This window comes from Pseudomonas sp. efr-133-TYG-103a (assembly GCF_030209235.1).
GTDB lineage: Bacteria > Pseudomonadota > Gammaproteobacteria > Pseudomonadales > Pseudomonadaceae > Aquipseudomonas.
Genome location: NZ_JARVSK010000016.1, coordinates 122,046 through 137,095 on the forward strand (window position 1 = coordinate 122,046; position 15,050 = coordinate 137,095).

The 15,050-nt window shown below is 62.3% G+C and carries 17 protein-coding genes; 5 read left to right on the top strand and 12 right to left on the bottom strand.

What is annotated here, in order from left to right; all coding sequences use genetic code 11:
- Position 1: 1 nt before the first annotated feature.
- Positions 2–1,435, bottom strand: a complete 1,434-nt coding sequence (locus QRN36_RS14385) for an MFS transporter (RefSeq protein WP_285424647.1) — start codon at positions 1,433–1,435, stop codon at positions 2–4.
- 103 nt (positions 1,436–1,538) lie between these two features.
- Here QRN36_RS14385 and QRN36_RS14390 point away from each other — a divergent pair, with 103 nt between their 5' ends.
- Positions 1,539–2,432, top strand: coding sequence for a LysR family transcriptional regulator (locus QRN36_RS14390; RefSeq protein ID WP_285424648.1), 894 nt, complete (start codon positions 1,539–1,541; stop codon positions 2,430–2,432).
- Between the two features lie 60 nt (positions 2,433–2,492).
- Here the strand turns inward: QRN36_RS14390 and alc are convergent, their stop codons facing one another.
- The 9 genes from alc to QRN36_RS14435 form a co-directional block, all read right to left on the bottom strand.
- Entirely contained in the window at positions 2,493–3,491 is a 999-nt protein-coding gene (alc, locus tag QRN36_RS14395; protein ID WP_285424649.1) for an allantoicase, read from the bottom strand.
- Between the two features lie 32 nt (positions 3,492–3,523).
- On the bottom strand, positions 3,524–4,207 hold the full coding sequence (locus QRN36_RS14400; protein WP_285424650.1) for an urea carboxylase-associated family protein: 684 nt from the start codon (positions 4,205–4,207) through the stop codon (positions 3,524–3,526).
- A gap of 24 nt (positions 4,208–4,231) precedes the next feature.
- Positions 4,232–4,888 carry an amino acid ABC transporter permease gene (locus QRN36_RS14405; protein ID WP_285424651.1) on the bottom strand — a complete coding sequence of 219 codons (657 nt, stop codon included), beginning with the start codon at positions 4,886–4,888 and terminating at the stop codon, positions 4,232–4,234.
- The gene (locus QRN36_RS14410) at positions 4,888–5,547 is read right to left on the bottom strand and encodes an amino acid ABC transporter permease (protein ID WP_285424652.1); all 660 of its coding nucleotides are present in this window, start codon (positions 5,545–5,547) and stop codon (positions 4,888–4,890) included. The genes QRN36_RS14405 and QRN36_RS14410 overlap by 1 nt, the downstream gene beginning before the upstream one ends.
- Positions 5,548–5,550: 3 nt before the next feature.
- Positions 5,551–6,195, bottom strand: a complete 645-nt coding sequence (locus QRN36_RS14415; protein WP_285424653.1) for a DUF1989 domain-containing protein — start codon at positions 6,193–6,195, stop codon at positions 5,551–5,553.
- A gap of 21 nt (positions 6,196–6,216) precedes the next feature.
- Positions 6,217–6,834, bottom strand: a complete 618-nt coding sequence (locus QRN36_RS14420) for an urea carboxylase-associated family protein (protein ID WP_285424654.1) — start codon at positions 6,832–6,834, stop codon at positions 6,217–6,219.
- A gap of 8 nt (positions 6,835–6,842) precedes the next feature.
- Entirely contained in the window at positions 6,843–7,694 is an 852-nt protein-coding gene (locus QRN36_RS14425; RefSeq protein ID WP_285424655.1) for a transporter substrate-binding domain-containing protein, read from the bottom strand.
- 229 nt (positions 7,695–7,923) lie between these two features.
- Positions 7,924–8,802 carry a MurR/RpiR family transcriptional regulator gene (locus tag QRN36_RS14430; protein WP_285424656.1) on the bottom strand — a complete coding sequence of 293 codons (879 nt, stop codon included), beginning with the start codon at positions 8,800–8,802 and terminating at the stop codon, positions 7,924–7,926.
- A gap of 94 nt (positions 8,803–8,896) precedes the next feature.
- A complete protein-coding gene (locus QRN36_RS14435; RefSeq protein ID WP_285424657.1) occupies positions 8,897–9,802 on the bottom strand; it encodes a LysR family transcriptional regulator in 906 nt (301 codons plus the stop codon).
- 87 nt (positions 9,803–9,889) lie between these two features.
- Between QRN36_RS14435 and QRN36_RS14440 the strand changes: the two genes are divergently transcribed.
- Positions 9,890–10,399, top strand: coding sequence for an SRPBCC domain-containing protein (locus QRN36_RS14440; RefSeq protein WP_285424658.1), 510 nt, complete (start codon positions 9,890–9,892; stop codon positions 10,397–10,399).
- Positions 10,400–10,431: 32 nt separating this feature from the next.
- On the opposite strand, the gene QRN36_RS14445 is transcribed toward QRN36_RS14440, so the two are convergent.
- Positions 10,432–10,893 (bottom strand): Lrp/AsnC family transcriptional regulator, encoded by a 462-nt coding sequence (locus QRN36_RS14445; protein WP_285424659.1) that lies wholly within the window; start codon positions 10,891–10,893, stop codon positions 10,432–10,434.
- 159 nt (positions 10,894–11,052) lie between these two features.
- Between QRN36_RS14445 and QRN36_RS14450 the strand changes: the two genes are divergently transcribed.
- Positions 11,053–11,670 carry a LysE family translocator gene (locus QRN36_RS14450; protein WP_285424812.1) on the top strand — a complete coding sequence of 206 codons (618 nt, stop codon included), beginning with the start codon at positions 11,053–11,055 and terminating at the stop codon, positions 11,668–11,670.
- A gap of 52 nt (positions 11,671–11,722) precedes the next feature.
- Here the strand turns inward: QRN36_RS14450 and QRN36_RS14455 are convergent, their stop codons facing one another.
- Positions 11,723–12,706 (bottom strand): LysR substrate-binding domain-containing protein, encoded by a 984-nt coding sequence (locus QRN36_RS14455; protein WP_285424660.1) that lies wholly within the window; start codon positions 12,704–12,706, stop codon positions 11,723–11,725.
- Between the two features lie 79 nt (positions 12,707–12,785).
- Here QRN36_RS14455 and QRN36_RS14460 point away from each other — a divergent pair, with 79 nt between their 5' ends.
- Together QRN36_RS14460 and QRN36_RS14465 are read left to right on the top strand one after the other, a co-directional pair.
- Positions 12,786–14,105 (top strand): MFS transporter, encoded by a 1,320-nt coding sequence (locus tag QRN36_RS14460; RefSeq protein ID WP_285424661.1) that lies wholly within the window; start codon positions 12,786–12,788, stop codon positions 14,103–14,105.
- Positions 14,106–14,115: 10 nt separating this feature from the next.
- Positions 14,116–15,039: a carbon-nitrogen hydrolase family protein gene (locus QRN36_RS14465; RefSeq protein WP_285424662.1), complete on the top strand. Its 924-nt coding sequence runs from the start codon at positions 14,116–14,118 to the stop codon at positions 15,037–15,039.
- Positions 15,040–15,050: the final 11 nt, after the last annotated feature.

A 15,050-nucleotide genomic window follows, 5' to 3' on the forward strand; every position in this document is an offset into this window, starting at 1 on the left:
CTCAGGCCGCGTCAGTTACGCCTGCCGGGGTGTCCGGCTGAGCGGTTACGGGGCGAACGATGGTGGTCAGCACGACCGCCAGCGCGAGTACCAGCATCACGGTTCCCGCATCGAATGCAGCATGGATGCGAGAGACGGAAAGCGCGTTGCCGACCAGTCCCGCGCTCGCGGTGCCCGCTACTGCAACCAGCACACTCAAGCCCACCGAACTGCCCAGTTGGTGCGCGACATTCACGGCCCCTGAAGCGGCGCCGGCATCCCGTTGCGCAACGCCGGCCACACCTGCCGACGTCAGCGGGCTCAGGGTCAACCCCTGGCTGATGCCGATCAGCAGCATAGGAAGTGCCACGGCGGTGACATAGGACGATTGCGCCGATGCCTGACTCAGCCAGGCCATGCCGACGAAGCCGAACACGATCCCGACGACCATCAGGCGATTGGCGCTGAAATGCCTGATCAGGCGCGGCACTGCAACGGTGAACGGCACATGCAGAACAGTCGCCGGAATGAACGCCAAACCGCTGATCGCAGGTCCGTAACCCTTCACCTCTTGCAAATAAAGCGTCGAGAAAAAGAAAAAACCGACCATCGCGCCCAGGTACAGAACACGCGTGACGTAGGCGCCGGACCGAGTCCTGCTGGCAAACAGATGCAGCGGCAGGATCGGCTGAGCCGCACGGCGCTCGATCACCAGAAACAGGCCGAGCAGGATGACCGCGCCGAGCAGCGAAACGATGGTCACCGGATCCGCCCATCCACTCTGAGCAGAGCGGATGAAGCCGAACACCAGTCCACCGATCCCCAGCGTCGAGGTGACCGCGCCGAGCAGATCGAACTTGCCCGTGTGCCTGGGCGTTTCTTCGATGCAGCGATAGGTCGCGATGATCAGCGCGATGCCGATGGGCAGATTGATATAGAAACCGGCGCGCCAGGACACCCACTCCGCCAGCACGCCACCCACGACCAGGCCCACGGTCGCTGACGCGCCTGCTGCCGCGGCGTAGTAAGAAACGGCCCGAGTACGCTCGTGGCCTTCGGCAAAATGGGTCTGCAAGAGGGCGAGGGTGGAAGGGGCGAGCACCGCGGCGCCAATGCCCTGAATGGCACGCCACGCCAGCATCCAGTCGGCCGATTGCGAAGCGCCGATGGCCAGTGAGGCGACAATGAATACCGCAAGACCGCAGACGAACATTCGACGACGCCCGAGGATGTCGCCGGCACGCGCGCCCAGCAGCATGAAGCCGCCGAACGTCAGGGTGTAAGCGCTCTGGACCCATGCGAGACCGGCTTCGCTGAAACCCAATTGTTGGTGAATCTTCGGAAGGCCGGTGAGCACGATGGATATGTCGAGCACGATCATCACGTAGCTGATCAGAATGATCGCGAGGATGGCGGTCTTGCGAATGGGTTGGGGAGGGCTCAGGTGCACGCTCATCGTCTCTGCGGGGTCCGGTGAAAGGATTCAGACCACTATAAGCTCGGTTGCAGAATGCGATAAGCTGCCATAATCCGCATGTTCTTATAAGTCAGGCTAATCAATGGCGAGCGAAAATTACAACGAGTTGGCCGCGTTCGTCATGGTGGCCAAGGAGCGCAGTTTCACCCGTGCAGCGGCGAAGCTGAGTGTTTCCCAGTCGGCGCTGAGCCAGACGGTAAGAGGGCTGGAGGAGCGGCTTGGGCTTCGGTTGCTCACCCGCACGACCCGAAGTGTCGCGCCGACCGAAGCAGGAAGGCGCTTGTTCGACACCCTGGCGCCGCGGTTCGAAGAGATCGCCCAGGAACTCGCTTCGCTGAGCCTGCTGCGCGACAAGCCCTCGGGAACGATACGCATCAACGCAGGCGAACACCCGGCCATTTCGGTCCTTCAGCCAGCATTGCGCAGGCTGGTGCCGGATAACCCGGACCTTCGGGTGGAGATCATTGTCGACTATGGCCTCACCGACATTGTGGCCGAGGGCTACGATGCGGGCGTGCGGATGGGCAATCAGGTGGCCAAGGACATGATCGCGGTGCGCATCGGGCCTGATCTGCGCATGGCCATCGTCGGCGCTCCCGAGTACTTCGCGCGTCATGGTGTCCCGCAAACACCCCAGGACCTCACGACGCATAATTGCATCGGCATCCGTTTGCCGACTTACGGCGGCATTCCTCCCTGGTCACTGGACAAAGACGGTCATGAGTTCAACGTGCGTGTCGAAGGCCAACTGGTGTTCAACAACATCAGCCTGCGTCTCAATTCAGCGCTGGACGGCCTGGGCCTGGCCTACCTTCCCGAAGACCAGGTGCTGGCGGACGTAAAAGCGGGGCGGCTGGTACGCGTGATGGAGGACTGGTGCGAACCGTTTCCGGGCTATCACCTTTACTACCCAAGCCGCCGCCATGCCTCTTCAGGCTTTGCCCTGCTGGTCGAGACCCTGCGCTATCGCGATTGAAACCGGACGTGAAGGCGACAGGGTCGCTGTGCGAGGCATGACAGGGCGAGGAATGCTGTGTCAGCGCCAGCTTGGCTTGCCGAACAAACGCAGCCGGCTGACGCCACCGTCCGGGAAGACGTTGAGCCGCACGTGGGTGACGGGGCCCAGCTTTGCCAGCTCATCTGCGTAGACATGCTCGCGATCCATCTCGGTTTTCTGCGGTGTCAGGAGTTCTCGCCAGAACAGGCTTTGGGTTTCGATCTGGCTGTCTGTGCCGCCTTTGACGCAAGCGGCCTGAATCGAGACCCGATCCGGGTAGTTGCCTTTGTAGTGCAGCGTGTCGATGACCACTCGCTCGATTTCCCCGGGAACGCCGAGGGCGACGATCACCCAGTCGTTGCCAGGTGTGCGTCGGCGCGCGGTTTCCCAGCCTTCGGCCATGACCGCAGCACGGCCCGGATTGAGGATGTTGCCCATTTGTCCGTAGTGCTCGTCGGAGCAGGCAATGGCCCGACCGCCGTTGAGCGCTGCGCACAGGTCGACGGTGTCCGTGGCGCTGGCCGCCGACCAGTCTTTGTGCGGCACGCCATACACCCGCAACCGCGCGACGCCGCCGTCGGGAAAGATATTCAGGCGCAGGTGGCTATAAGGCCGGGAATCGTCGATGGCATGGAGGTGGTGACTGTTGCCGTTCAACTCGACGGCGCCGAGCACCTCGGTCCACACGGTGGTGTCATCCGGATCGCCGGCAGCCACGAAGCAGGCGTCCAGTGAGGCCGAAGGCGGAAAGTTGCCGGTGAAGAACGACGTGTCGATGTCCACCCCCTTCAAAGTGCCGGCCACGCCCAGGCGGATGATCGCGTGATCGTAGCCCTCGTGGCGTTTGCGCCGCGACTCCCAGCCGTCCATCCATTTGCCGTTGTCATCGAACACATCGGCTTTGAAGACGGCAGGTGTGTGCTGGAACAGCCGGTTCACGTCTGCGAACCAGTCGTCGGTGACCGACAGCGCGACGGTGCCCAGTCGTGCGTCCGCCAGGTTGAGGTATTTCTCGAATGCGTGTTTGACGGTGTTCATGAATCACCCTGTTCAGAAAGGTAAGACGCCGGTCAGCGCTGCGCGGCCTTGACGTGATCCGGGACCCACGGGCCCTTGACGGCGACGGTGGCGAACGCCTCGTCGATGACCTGCAATTGCGCATCCTTTGGCGTGTTGTCGCCCTGGCCCTGGATGTTGACGATGTCCTGCGGGCAGGCCGAGAAGGCCACGAAGCAATCCATCTCGGCGCGCAGGGTGATGTAGTCACCAGGGCGGGTGACCGTCGGCAAGGTGGCCAGCGTAATGTTGTCCGGCTGCACACGGATGTTCATGAAGATGTTGAAAGAGGCAAGGTTGCGGCGCGGGGGCGTGACGCCCAGTTCCAGCATGCCTTCGAACAGGTTGTCGCTGCAGTTGCGATGATAGTGGGTGCACCCGAGCAACTCGTAGCGACGGCGATCGCAGGCTGCCATGAAGGTGTCGTGCACACCGGGCGAAGTGTCCTCGACCACGGTCAGGATCGGATGACGTGCGTTGGTGACGAAGCTGTCGCCGACCACCGGGTTCAAGTGCTGGGTCCATACGCGCGTGGCTTCCATGCACATGAATTCTTCGAGGTCGTAGGCGTTCCACGCCCAGCAGTCGACCACCTGGGTGCCATGGGTATTGATGACGCGCACCGATTGCCCGGCTTTCAGGCGCACGGCCTTGCCGTGGCCGGCGGGAATGGTAAGGGACGCGAGAGGGACAGACATGGACAGACTCCTGTTCAGAATGGGTCAGGCCGCACGATGGCGGATGAGGCGACGCTCGAGGGCGCCGGCCGCGGTGTCGAGCAACAGGGTGATCAGCCAGTAGGCAATGGCGACCACCAGATAGATTTCGAGCGGGGCATAACTGGTGGAAATGGCCTGCTTGGCGGCATACATGAACTCTTCCACGCCGACCACCGACAGCAGCGCGGTGTCCTTGACCAGGCCGATGAGCAGACCCACCGAGGGTGGCAATGCCACCGGCAACGCTTGCCTGAGCAGCACGTGGCGCAGGGTTTCCAGGGGACTCAGGCCCAGCGCCGCGCTGGCTTCGTATTGCCCCCGGGCGATGCCGCCGAATGCTGCGCGCAGGACCTCGCCCATGTACGGGCCGTAATACAGCGTCAGCGCGGTCACGCCGACCGCGGGAGAGCTCAGCGTGACGCCGTATTCGGGCAGGATGAAAAACAACAGATAGATCAGCACCAGAATCGGCAAACCGAGCACGAAGTCGATGTAGGCGCGCACCGTCGCGCGCAGCCAGGGACTGCCTTTTTGCAGTGCCCACGCCAACAAGGCGCCCAGGGCAAGCGCCGTGCAGGCCGACACCAGGCTCAGGCGCAGGGTGATCAACAGCCCGGCGCCGAGGTCCGGAGCGTTGTCGAGAATCGCCGACCAATCCATCAATGGCTCCTTGCGCGGTTGAAGCGCCTTTCAAGGCGGCGCGCCACTTTCAGCGTCGGCCAGCAGATCAGCAGGTAACCGGCCACCACCAGCGCCAGTACCGGAGTGGCCTGGTAGGTGCGGGCGATCACCAGTTGTCCGGCGTACGTCAGCTCAGTGACCGCGACCACCGAGGCCAGCGGTGTGGTCTTGACCACCAGGGTGAATTCGTTGACCAGCGCCGGCAGGCTGCTGCGTAACGCCTGCGGCGCCGACACGTACCACCACACCTGGAAGTTCGACAGCCCGAGCGCGTGGGAGGCTTCGGTCTGGCCATGGGGCAGGGTGCGGTAATTGGCACGCAGAATCTCGGCGACATAGGCCGCGCTGTTCAGACCGATTGCCAGCACTGCCGCCAGCAGCGGTTTGCCTCCCAGACCGATCAGTGGCAGCGAGAAAAACACGATGAACAGCTGCACGATGGAGGGCACGCCGCGCATCAGGCTGACGTACAAATGCCCGATGCCGCGCCACAGTGGCAGAGACCGCCCGCGCAACCACCAGATGACGTGACCCATGACAAAACTGGTGACGGCCGCCAGCACCGTGAGTTCGAGTGTCACCCACAGGCCTCGGCCCAGATCCGGCAGGGCATTGAGCATTTGTGCGCTTGAGATCATCGATTAAACCGCAAAGTCGCTGAGGTCTTCGGCCACCGACAGTTCAACCGCGCCGGGGATGTCGTTGCCCACGATGCCGGTGCAGCACGTGGACACCACGAAGAGCGTGTCCAGCACCACGCGGCAGGTGACCGAGTCACCGGCCTTGACCGTATTGGGCTGTGGCGACAGCGTACCTTGCTGATCCAGCTGCACGTGCATGAACAGGTTGATCGGATCCGGAAGCTTGGGCTGCTCACGGCCCAGACGGCGAAGCTCACCTTGCAGCGCTTCGACGCAGCCCGTTTGCCCGGCATAACCGTTGGCGGCGAGGAACGACGTCGTCGAGGCTGGCAGCAGCAGGTCGTGGCGACCGACGCTGTCCTTGCCCAGCACCATCACCGGGCGACGACGGTTATTGACCATGCGCATGCCCGCGCCCAGCACGTAGGAATTGCTGAACACGCGCGTGTGGTGCACCGACAGATGCACGTCTGGCTCGGTTTCGCTGAAGCCGAACAGGCTCGCGACGGCGCCGTCGTTCAGCGCCGTGATGCGCAGCAGTTGCCCGCGCTTGACCAGGATCGAACCGGCAGTGCCCGCTGCGACGCTGACCGTTTGCAGGGGCAACGGCGCGCGGGTTTCGGTGGCGTCTTTCATTAACAGCATGGGGTACTCCTTGAAAGTCTGTCAGGCGAATGGCGGCTGATCATCGGAGATGACGATATCGATGGGCGTCACCAGCAGGCCGTTGCCGGGGATGATGTCCTGCGGGCATGACGACACCGCGCACACCAGATCTTTCAGGGCGCGGAACACGATGCGATCGCCTGCCTTGCTGATCGGGTCAGTGACTTGCATCCGGCAGTCGGCCGTCACCGGGCCGTTCTGAAACAGGTTGAACGGCTCGGGCACGTTGACCGCTGACACGCCGTACTCACACAGGCCTTCGTGCATGTTGTCCAGGCAGTTGCGGTGCCCGTCCACGCCGAAATCGACGCTGAAACGTGTGCAATCGCAGGCCGGGACATTGGCGTCGTGCACGCCGACCGTGTCGTGCAGCACGTGAAGCAACGCCTCGTCGGCATTGGAGTACAGGCAGTCGCCGACGCTGAAAAACAGTGAGTCCAGACGCCGGCGGGTGTGTGTAGGCGACAGGTATTCGTCGGCCTGACCGTTGACGATGGCGACGAAGTCGGCTGCCTGCTGGCCGTCACGATCGATCACGGTAATGAACTGGCCGCGGCGTACTTCGAAAGTTCGGCCATGCCCGGCAGGGACATGAACGTGGGTGGTTGGCGAAGACATGGACGTTCTCACTTGGCAGGGATGAAATCGTGGGAGGGCAGATCGAAGGTCACGCCCAGGTATTGCTGCTGCAATTTCTGCAGTTCCCCCGAGCTCTGCATCGCGATGATCTGATCGCTGATGACCTTGTTCAGGCGTGTGTCGTCCTTGCGGGTCGCCCAGCTGATCCACTGACTGGCGCCCAGTTCGCCGACCTGACGCAGGTTGTCCGGGTGCTGCTTGAGCAGGCTGCCGAGAACGGTAATGTCGTCGAGGATGAAGTCGGCGCGTCGAGTCATCAGTGCCGAGAGGGTCTGGTCGACGCTGTCTACGCCGACGATCTTGATGGGGGCCAGGCCCTTGGATTTCAGCTCGACGTTGAACTGCTTGACCAGTTGCTCCGGCGCGGAGGTAGTCTTCACGGCGGCGCTCAGGCCAGCGAGGCTGTCCACTTTCAGGCCGGTGGGATCGATGCGCTTGTCGTCCGCGCGGGTCATCACAGCGTTCACGCTTTTGCCGAACGGGGCCACGAACAGCACTTTGCCGGCGCGCTCGGCGGTGACGTTGAGCGATGAGCCTTCGGCGTCTACCGAACCCGAAATCAGCGCCGGGATGATCCCGCTGAACGCCATCTTCTGGTACTCGACCTTGACGCCGAGGGTCTTGGCGACCTGCGCCATGATGGCCGGGGTGTAGCCGGTGATCGCGCCGCTGTCGTCGGTGTATTCGTACGGGGCGAAAGTCGGATCGATGGCCACGACCAGCGTGCCGCGTGCCTTCACGTCATCCAGTGTGTCGGCCAGTGACGTGGAGGCGTGCAGGCCGACGCCCAGCGTCATTGCGGCCAGAACGAGTGAAAATCCGGAGAACGTTTTTTTCATGATGGCGCCCTTGGGTGATGGGTAGACCCAAGGGGTACCGCAGATTCTGTGCCAGCATCGGCGTGGCGGCCCGAATAAAATCGCCGGCCCAGTAGAAACAAGGGTTTCAGAGGAATATTTTAAGAAACATATGTTTCTTAGGCTGAAACAGTTCTGCGGAGCTCGCGTGCGGCCTGCTCCGGGTTGGTGCGACGTTGCGCTATTATCGGGCCATTACCTGAACGGTGGCTTATTCCAGCTCTTCCAGTTTCTGGTGGAGCACTTCGGCCTGGGCGAGATGGGTGGATTTCTCGCCTGCCAGCTCCTTGCCGACCAGCGAGCAGATCAGATTGGTGATGCCGGCGACACTGGCGTTGCTGTCGAACATCAGGCTGCCTTCGGTGTGGCAGCGGATGACCCAACGCGCAAGCTTCGCCGGCCTGCCGGTGAGCACGTCAGAGATGTACAGAATCTGCACGCCCAATCCCGCCATCACCGCCATGGCGCCTTCCAGTTGCGGCACGCGTCGGCGCAGTCCGATGCAGATCGCCACGTCGCGCTCGTCCAGTCCTGCCAGGTATTCGGCGAGGCTGTCGCCGGGAGCGGGCAACAAGAGAATGTCGCCACGCACCTGAATCAGATTGCTGCGAAACATCACGGCGATGGTCTGGCTGTGACGAAAACCGATGAGGACCACCCGCCGCGCCTTGGCGATGGCCTGGGTCATGTGGGCAAGATCGGTGTGGGAGAGCGATTCGTAGGTTTTCGCCAGATTGGCGATTTCCTGATCCAGATGATGCTGCACCAGCGCCTGAGGATCGTGGTCGGCGTCGTTCAGGTGCTGCAGATAGAGAGGGGAGCCGCCGCTGCTGGCTTTGCGCGCTTCACGTCGCGCTGCATCGTAGGAGTCATAGCCCAGCGCCCGGAAAAACCGGGTCGTCGTCGCTTTCGATACGCCGGCGCTGATCGCAAGTTCGGTCGCGGTCTGCATGGCGAGCTGGCCAGGGGACGCCAGAATGACATCTGACAGTTTCTGCTCCACCGCCGACATCTGCTCGTAGCGGCTGCGGATGCGGCTTTCCAGTGAGGCCGATGGCTCGGGTGACCTGGAAATGACCTTCGATGACATTGGGCGCTCCCCGGCGGGACAAAAGCGGCAGTGTATATAAAACACCTTTCGAAAAGGTACGGTGTTTGTGAAGGTCTTCGCGACGACTGCCCGGTCAAACGATGCCGGCTGTCTCGATCATGAGTGAGCGGATCCACTGATGCGCGGCGTCGCGGTGTGTTCTTTCATGCCAGACCAGATTTTTGCTGAAGCCCGGGATGTCCAGAGGGGGCTCCATCACTGCCAGGTCAGTTCGGTGCAGCGTCAGACGGCGGGGGACAACGGCGATCAGATCGCTGGTCATCAGCAGGTCCGGGAGGATCAGAAAACTGGTCACGGATGTGATGACTCGTCGCGTCCGGCCGACCTTCTCCAGCGCATCGTCCGTCACCCCGCGAAAGCCTCCCCCTACCGTTGAAACCAGGACGTGATCCAGCGCGCAGAAACGGTCCAGAGAAAGGTGGCCAGCCACTGCATCGGGATGGTCGGCCCGCATTGCACAGACGTAATGCTCGTCGAACAGCGGCGCGCCATGAAGTCCTGTCGGGGTGGTCTGCGGGGTGAGCAGCGCAAGGTCGATATCGCCCCGGTCCATCTGTGATGCAAGGCGCGCGTCGTCCACCGGCTCGATGGAAACGCGGATATTCGGCGCGCGTTGTCGCAACGCACTCATGAATGGCACCACCACCGCTCGAAGGGCGTAGTCGGTCGATGCCAGTTTGACGGTCAGACTGGCTGCGCAAGGCTCGAACGCTTGAGGTTGGAGCAGGCCCTCGATGTCAGCCAGAAGTTGTTTGACGGGGGTCGCCAGTTGTTCGGCGCGTAAGGTCGGTACGATGCCGCGCTGGGCGCGCACGAAAAGGGGATCGTCGAAGCTCTCACGCAGCCTGTTGAGCATGCCGCTGACCGCTGGCTGAGTCAGCGACAGCCGGTCCGCGGCGCGGGTGACGCTGCGCTCGTCGAGCAGGGCGTCGAGGGCTTTGAGCAGATTGAGGTCGAGATTTCTGATATCAGAATTCATGATGGCCTGGATAAGAGATCGCGATTGGCGTTATTTCAAGCGTACACCGATCATGGCTGCAATCCATCAATATCTGCCGAGTCATCCATGAACGAGATCCACTGGCCGCAAGATTTCCTCCCCGGCTTCACTGAAAACTTCGTCTCCAATGAAATCATTGCCGCAGGTCTGACGGCTGCACAGGTCTGGCCGCTGCTGAGCCAGGCCCACCGGTGGCCGAGTTACTACGCGAATTCGGCGAACGTCCGTTTTCATGAGCACGCCGGACCGGATCTGCAACACGGCGTGCACTTTTACTTCGAGACGTTCGGCTTCCCGGTTCAAGCGCAGTGCGTTGAATACGTGGCGCCTGCGTCCAGTGAGCCTGGCCGGATTGCCTGGCACGGCTGGGCGGGCGACGGTGATACCCGGCTTGATGTTCACCATGCCTGGCTGATTGAAGACCTGCCTTTCGGGCGTGTGCGGATCCTCACGCAAGAAACTCAAAGGGGTAAGCCTGCTGAAACCCTCGCCAGGACCCGACCCAATCCCATGATCAACGGGCATCAGGACTGGCTGGACGGCCTGATCAGCGCCGCACGCCTGGCTCAGCACTGAACGCGCTCGCTTGATCCGACGAAGGTAAGGATTCAGTCCAGCGAGATCGGCAGCGGACGATCCTCGATGATGCGCTTCATCACCAACGTCGACGTCAGGCGCTGCACGTTCGGCAGGCATGAGAGCGAGTCGTCGTAGAGCTTCTGAAAGGCGGGCAAGTCCGTCGTGACGATATGTAGCAGGTAGTCGGGATCGCCGAACAGACGCTGCGCCTCGACGACTTCCGGGATCTGCGGCAAGGCCGTCTCGAACGCCGCGACGGCCTGCTGATGCCCTTCACGCAACGTGACGAACACAATGGCGGAAAACCGCAGCCCCAATTCGTCGGGTGACAGGCGCGCGCGGTAACCCAGGATGACGCCAGCGTCTTCCAGGGCTCGAACGCGCCGGTGACAGGGAGACAGGCTCAGACCTACGCGATCGGCAAGCTCGGTCAGGGACTGACGACCATCCCGCTGAAGCTCCGCAAGAATCTTCCTGTCAAATCGATCCATTAGATAAAACCTTCCCGAATTGGCGCTCGTGAGTGAAATAACCGGAAGATAATCCTAACAGCATTTCTTTATCCTTCTCAGCGATAGCGGCGGCCAAGACTTGATCCACTGGCACCCACTCCTGCGCAGCAGGGCCAATGAAGAAGGATGACAAAACCGATGATGATTGATGCGCTCGCCGCGTTCTGGGCCGTTTCTTTTCTGTTCGTGATAACGCCGGGGGTGGACTGGGCCTATGCAATCTCGGCGGGCATGCAGGAACGCAAAGTCCTACCCGCCGTGAGCGGAATGCTGTGCGGGCATCTGATCGCGATACTGGTGGTTGCCGCAGGTGTCGGTGGCGTGGTGGCAAGGACTCCGGGCGTTCTGTCAGTGCTCACGGTGGTCGGGGCGCTTTATCTGCTGTGGATGGGTGTGAACCTGTTTCGCCATCCTGCCGTCCCCCAGGCGGTTACTCAAAGCGGTTCTGCAAACGGGTCGCGCTGGTGGATCAAAGGCATGTGCGTGAGCGGACTCAATCCAAAGGTGTTCCTGCTTTTCCTGGCGTTACTGCCGCAATTCACCCAACCCTCGGCCACGTTGCCTGTTCCATTTCAGATGATCGTACTCGGGCTCATTCACATGGCGAGCTGCTCGGTGATCTATCTCATCGTCGGGTTCGGTGCGCAGCGCGTTCTTCGCGCGAGGCCATCGGCAGCCAGAGGGGTCAGTCGCGCTTCAGCGACCGCGATGGTGTTGGTGGCTGCAGGCTTGCTCGCGGAGCGGATGCTGGCATAGCCCCGACCATTGTGCATCCGACACTCCTCACCCGATGGCCGGGCGTGATGGTTCACGCAGACTGGAGCACCACCTCGTCTGCCGGACTCAGCCGCGTTATGGCGTTGCCGCCTTGCTCTGCACGCTGAATCACCTCGCCAATGAAATGCCGCAGCCACAGGTGATGGGCGTCGGTGTGTCGCGCGTTGTCCCAGACCATGAAGCAGCGATACGAGGGCACGGGGAGCGGGACCGGGCTGACCTTGAGCCCGATCATCGTGGCGTAGGCAGTGGCGGCGAAGGTCGGCAGGGTGGCGATGGCGCCACTGGACGCGAGGGTCGACAGCGCGCCCGAGAAGTGGCTGAACGAAGCAATGACTTTGCGTGCGTAGCCGGCGCTTTCGAAGATATCGTCGATGAAGCCCCGACGTCCGTCATACGAGATCCGCACGTGGTCGGCGTTGAAATAGTCGTCGATGCTCAGGCTGTCGGCGGCGTCCGGCCGTGGCCGGAACAGGCAGGAATAAGACGAGGAAAACAGCACCTGCGATGAGAAGCGCGTATTGAAGTCCTTCGGTTCGCAGCAGATCACCAGGTCCATGTCGGTATCCTGGAGTGAGGTTTTCCAGAGCGTGCTGTTGGTCTGGTGAAACGCGAAACTGACGCCCAGACCGTCCTGCGCCGCTGCACTGACCAGCAAGGGCGCCAGGTAGCTTTCGATGTCATCGGACAAACCGATATTGAACACGTGGTGCGACTGCGCGGGGCAGAATTCCAGCTCCCCGGCGAGCAGTCCCGAGATCGACGTCAACGCTTCGGTGATCCTCGGCGCCAATAACATCGCCTTGCGCGTGGGCTGCATGCCTGATGCGGTGCGCAGGAACAGTTCGTCGTCGAAATGCTCGCGCAGACGCTTGAGCGCCGAGCTGACCGCACCCTGCGTGACATGCAGCACGGTCGAGGCCCGCGTTGCACTGCGCTCGGTCATCAGGCAGTGAAACGTGAGCAGCAGGTTCATGTCGATGCGAGCGATATTACGTACGTTAATCCGGCTCATCTTTTCTAATCGTTTGTCAGGCGGGCTTCATCGTTTCTAGTCTGTTTTCCATCAACTGCACAGCGATGGGGAACGAGCATTGGACACGACACAAGAATCATCAGGGCGGAGCAAGATTCATTCCAGCGCCGAAGTGGACATGCGCAAACGCGCGGTTGCCGTGGGGATCGGCAACTTCATGGAGTGGTTTGATTTCGCCATTTACGGCTACTTCGCCGCCATCATCGGCACGCTGTTCTTTCCCTCCAGTGCCCCGGGCGTGTCACTGCTGTCATCGCTGGCAGTGTTCGCGGTGGGGTTCATTTCCCGACCGTTCGGGGCGCTGATCCTGGGGCCGATCGGCGATCGCCTGGGACGTCGCGCGGTGCTGATCATTACCGTGTTCGGCATGGGCATCTGCACCACGCTGATCGGGCTGCTGCCCACCTATGACGCCATCGGGATCCTGGCACCTGCGCTGCTGATTGCGCTGCGTTTCGTGCAGGGCATGATGGTCGGCGGAGAATGGTCGAGCGCCGGCATCTACATCGTCGAAAGCGCGCCCGCCCACCGCCGCGCCACGGCGGCAAGCGTGATCACCGGAACCGCAGGGTGCGCGTTCCTGTTCGGTACGTTCACTGCGGCGGTGCTGTCGAACGTGCTGAGCGATGCACAACTGAGCGCCTGGGGCTGGCGCCTGCCGTTTGTCGCATCGATCGTGATGACCGCTCTGGCGGTGTACATCCGCCGCAAGCTGGGCGATACGCCGGTCTACGAAAAGATGGTTCGCGAGCGCGGCACCAACAGGGTGCAGGCGCCTGGCGCGGCGGTGAAGCGTCAGGCGTTCATCACCACGTTTGCGTTCTCTGCTCTGTTCGGCGTGTCGCTGTACTTCTTCATCACGTACGCCAACAACCACCTGGTGACCACGGTTGGCCTGCCCAAGAGCACGGCGCTGTGGTTGTGCAGCGTGTCGCTGGTCCTGTACTGCGTGGCGCATCCGCTGATCGGCCGGCTGAGCGATGCGTGGGGCCGCCGCCGTTTGTTGCTGGGCGCTGCCGCCGGGCTGACGGTGCTGGCGTATCCGATCTTTCTGTTGCTCAACACCGGCAACCTGGTGGCGATCGTCTTCGGGCTGACATTGCTGGGCGTGCTGGTGGCCGTCACCGCCGTGATGGACGTGGTGCTGCTGGTGGAGGTTTTTCCAGCGTCCATCCGCTCCACCGGCGCGGCATTGGGGCACAACCTGGCGCTGGCCATCCTGGCCGGCCCTGGTCCGTTCATCGCCGCGGCGCTGGTTCGCGAGTTCGGCAACCCGGACCTGCCGGCGGGTTATCTGGCGGCGGTCTCGCTGATCTGCCTGCTGGTGCTGTGGCGCACCCTTCCCGAAACCAAAGACAAAGACATCACCCAATACTAGGAGCGATACCATGCGAGTGGCAGTTATCCAGGCAGCCTCGATTCCCGATGACGCGGCAGCCAGCGTCGACAAAGCGTGCGACATCCTGCGCCGTGTGGCCGGGCAGGGTGCCCGGCTGGCGGTCTTTCCCGAGGCGTTCATCGGTGGTTATCCCAAGGGAACAGGCTTTGGCAGCGTGGTGGGCAACCGCAGCCTGGCCGGGCGTCAGCAGTATCACGACTACGTCCAGGGCGCGGTGACCCTCGACGGTCAGGAGTTGCGCACGCTGGCCGCCGGCGTCGACGAGACCGGCGTGATCTGCGTGGTCGGCATCATCGAGCGCTTTGGCCGGACGTTGTATTGCACGGCCGTCACCTTGGTTCCCGGTCAGGGCATCGCGGGCTACCACCGCAAGCTGATGCCGACCGGGCAGGAGCGCATCATCTGGGGGTTCGGCGATGGTTCGACGATCGACGCCGTGCCTACAGAGCTGGGGGTGCTGGGCAGCGTCATCTGCTGGGAAAACTACATGCCCGCCTTGCGCCAGGCGATGTACGCCCAAGGCGTGCAGCTGTACTGCGCGCCGACCGCCGACGACCGACCGTCATGGCCCAGCTCGATGGTCCACATTGCCCTCGAAGGCCGCGTGTTCGTCTTGTCGGCGTGCCAGGCGATCAAGCTCGAAGCCTACTCCGAGGCGCACCAGGCGGCCTTCAGCCTCGATTTCAAGGCCGACGACTACATCATGCGCGGCGGCAGCCTGATCGTCAGCCCGCTGGGTGAAGTGCTGGCCGGCCCCAGCTACGATTGCGAGACCGAACTGTATGCAGACCTGGACATGAGCCAACTGAGCAAGGGCAACCAGGACTTCGATGTCTGCGGTCACTACGCGCGGCCGGATGTCTTCGAGCTGAAAGTGAACGTGCAACCGATGAAGGCGGTGACGTTCAGCTGAACAGGGCCCAC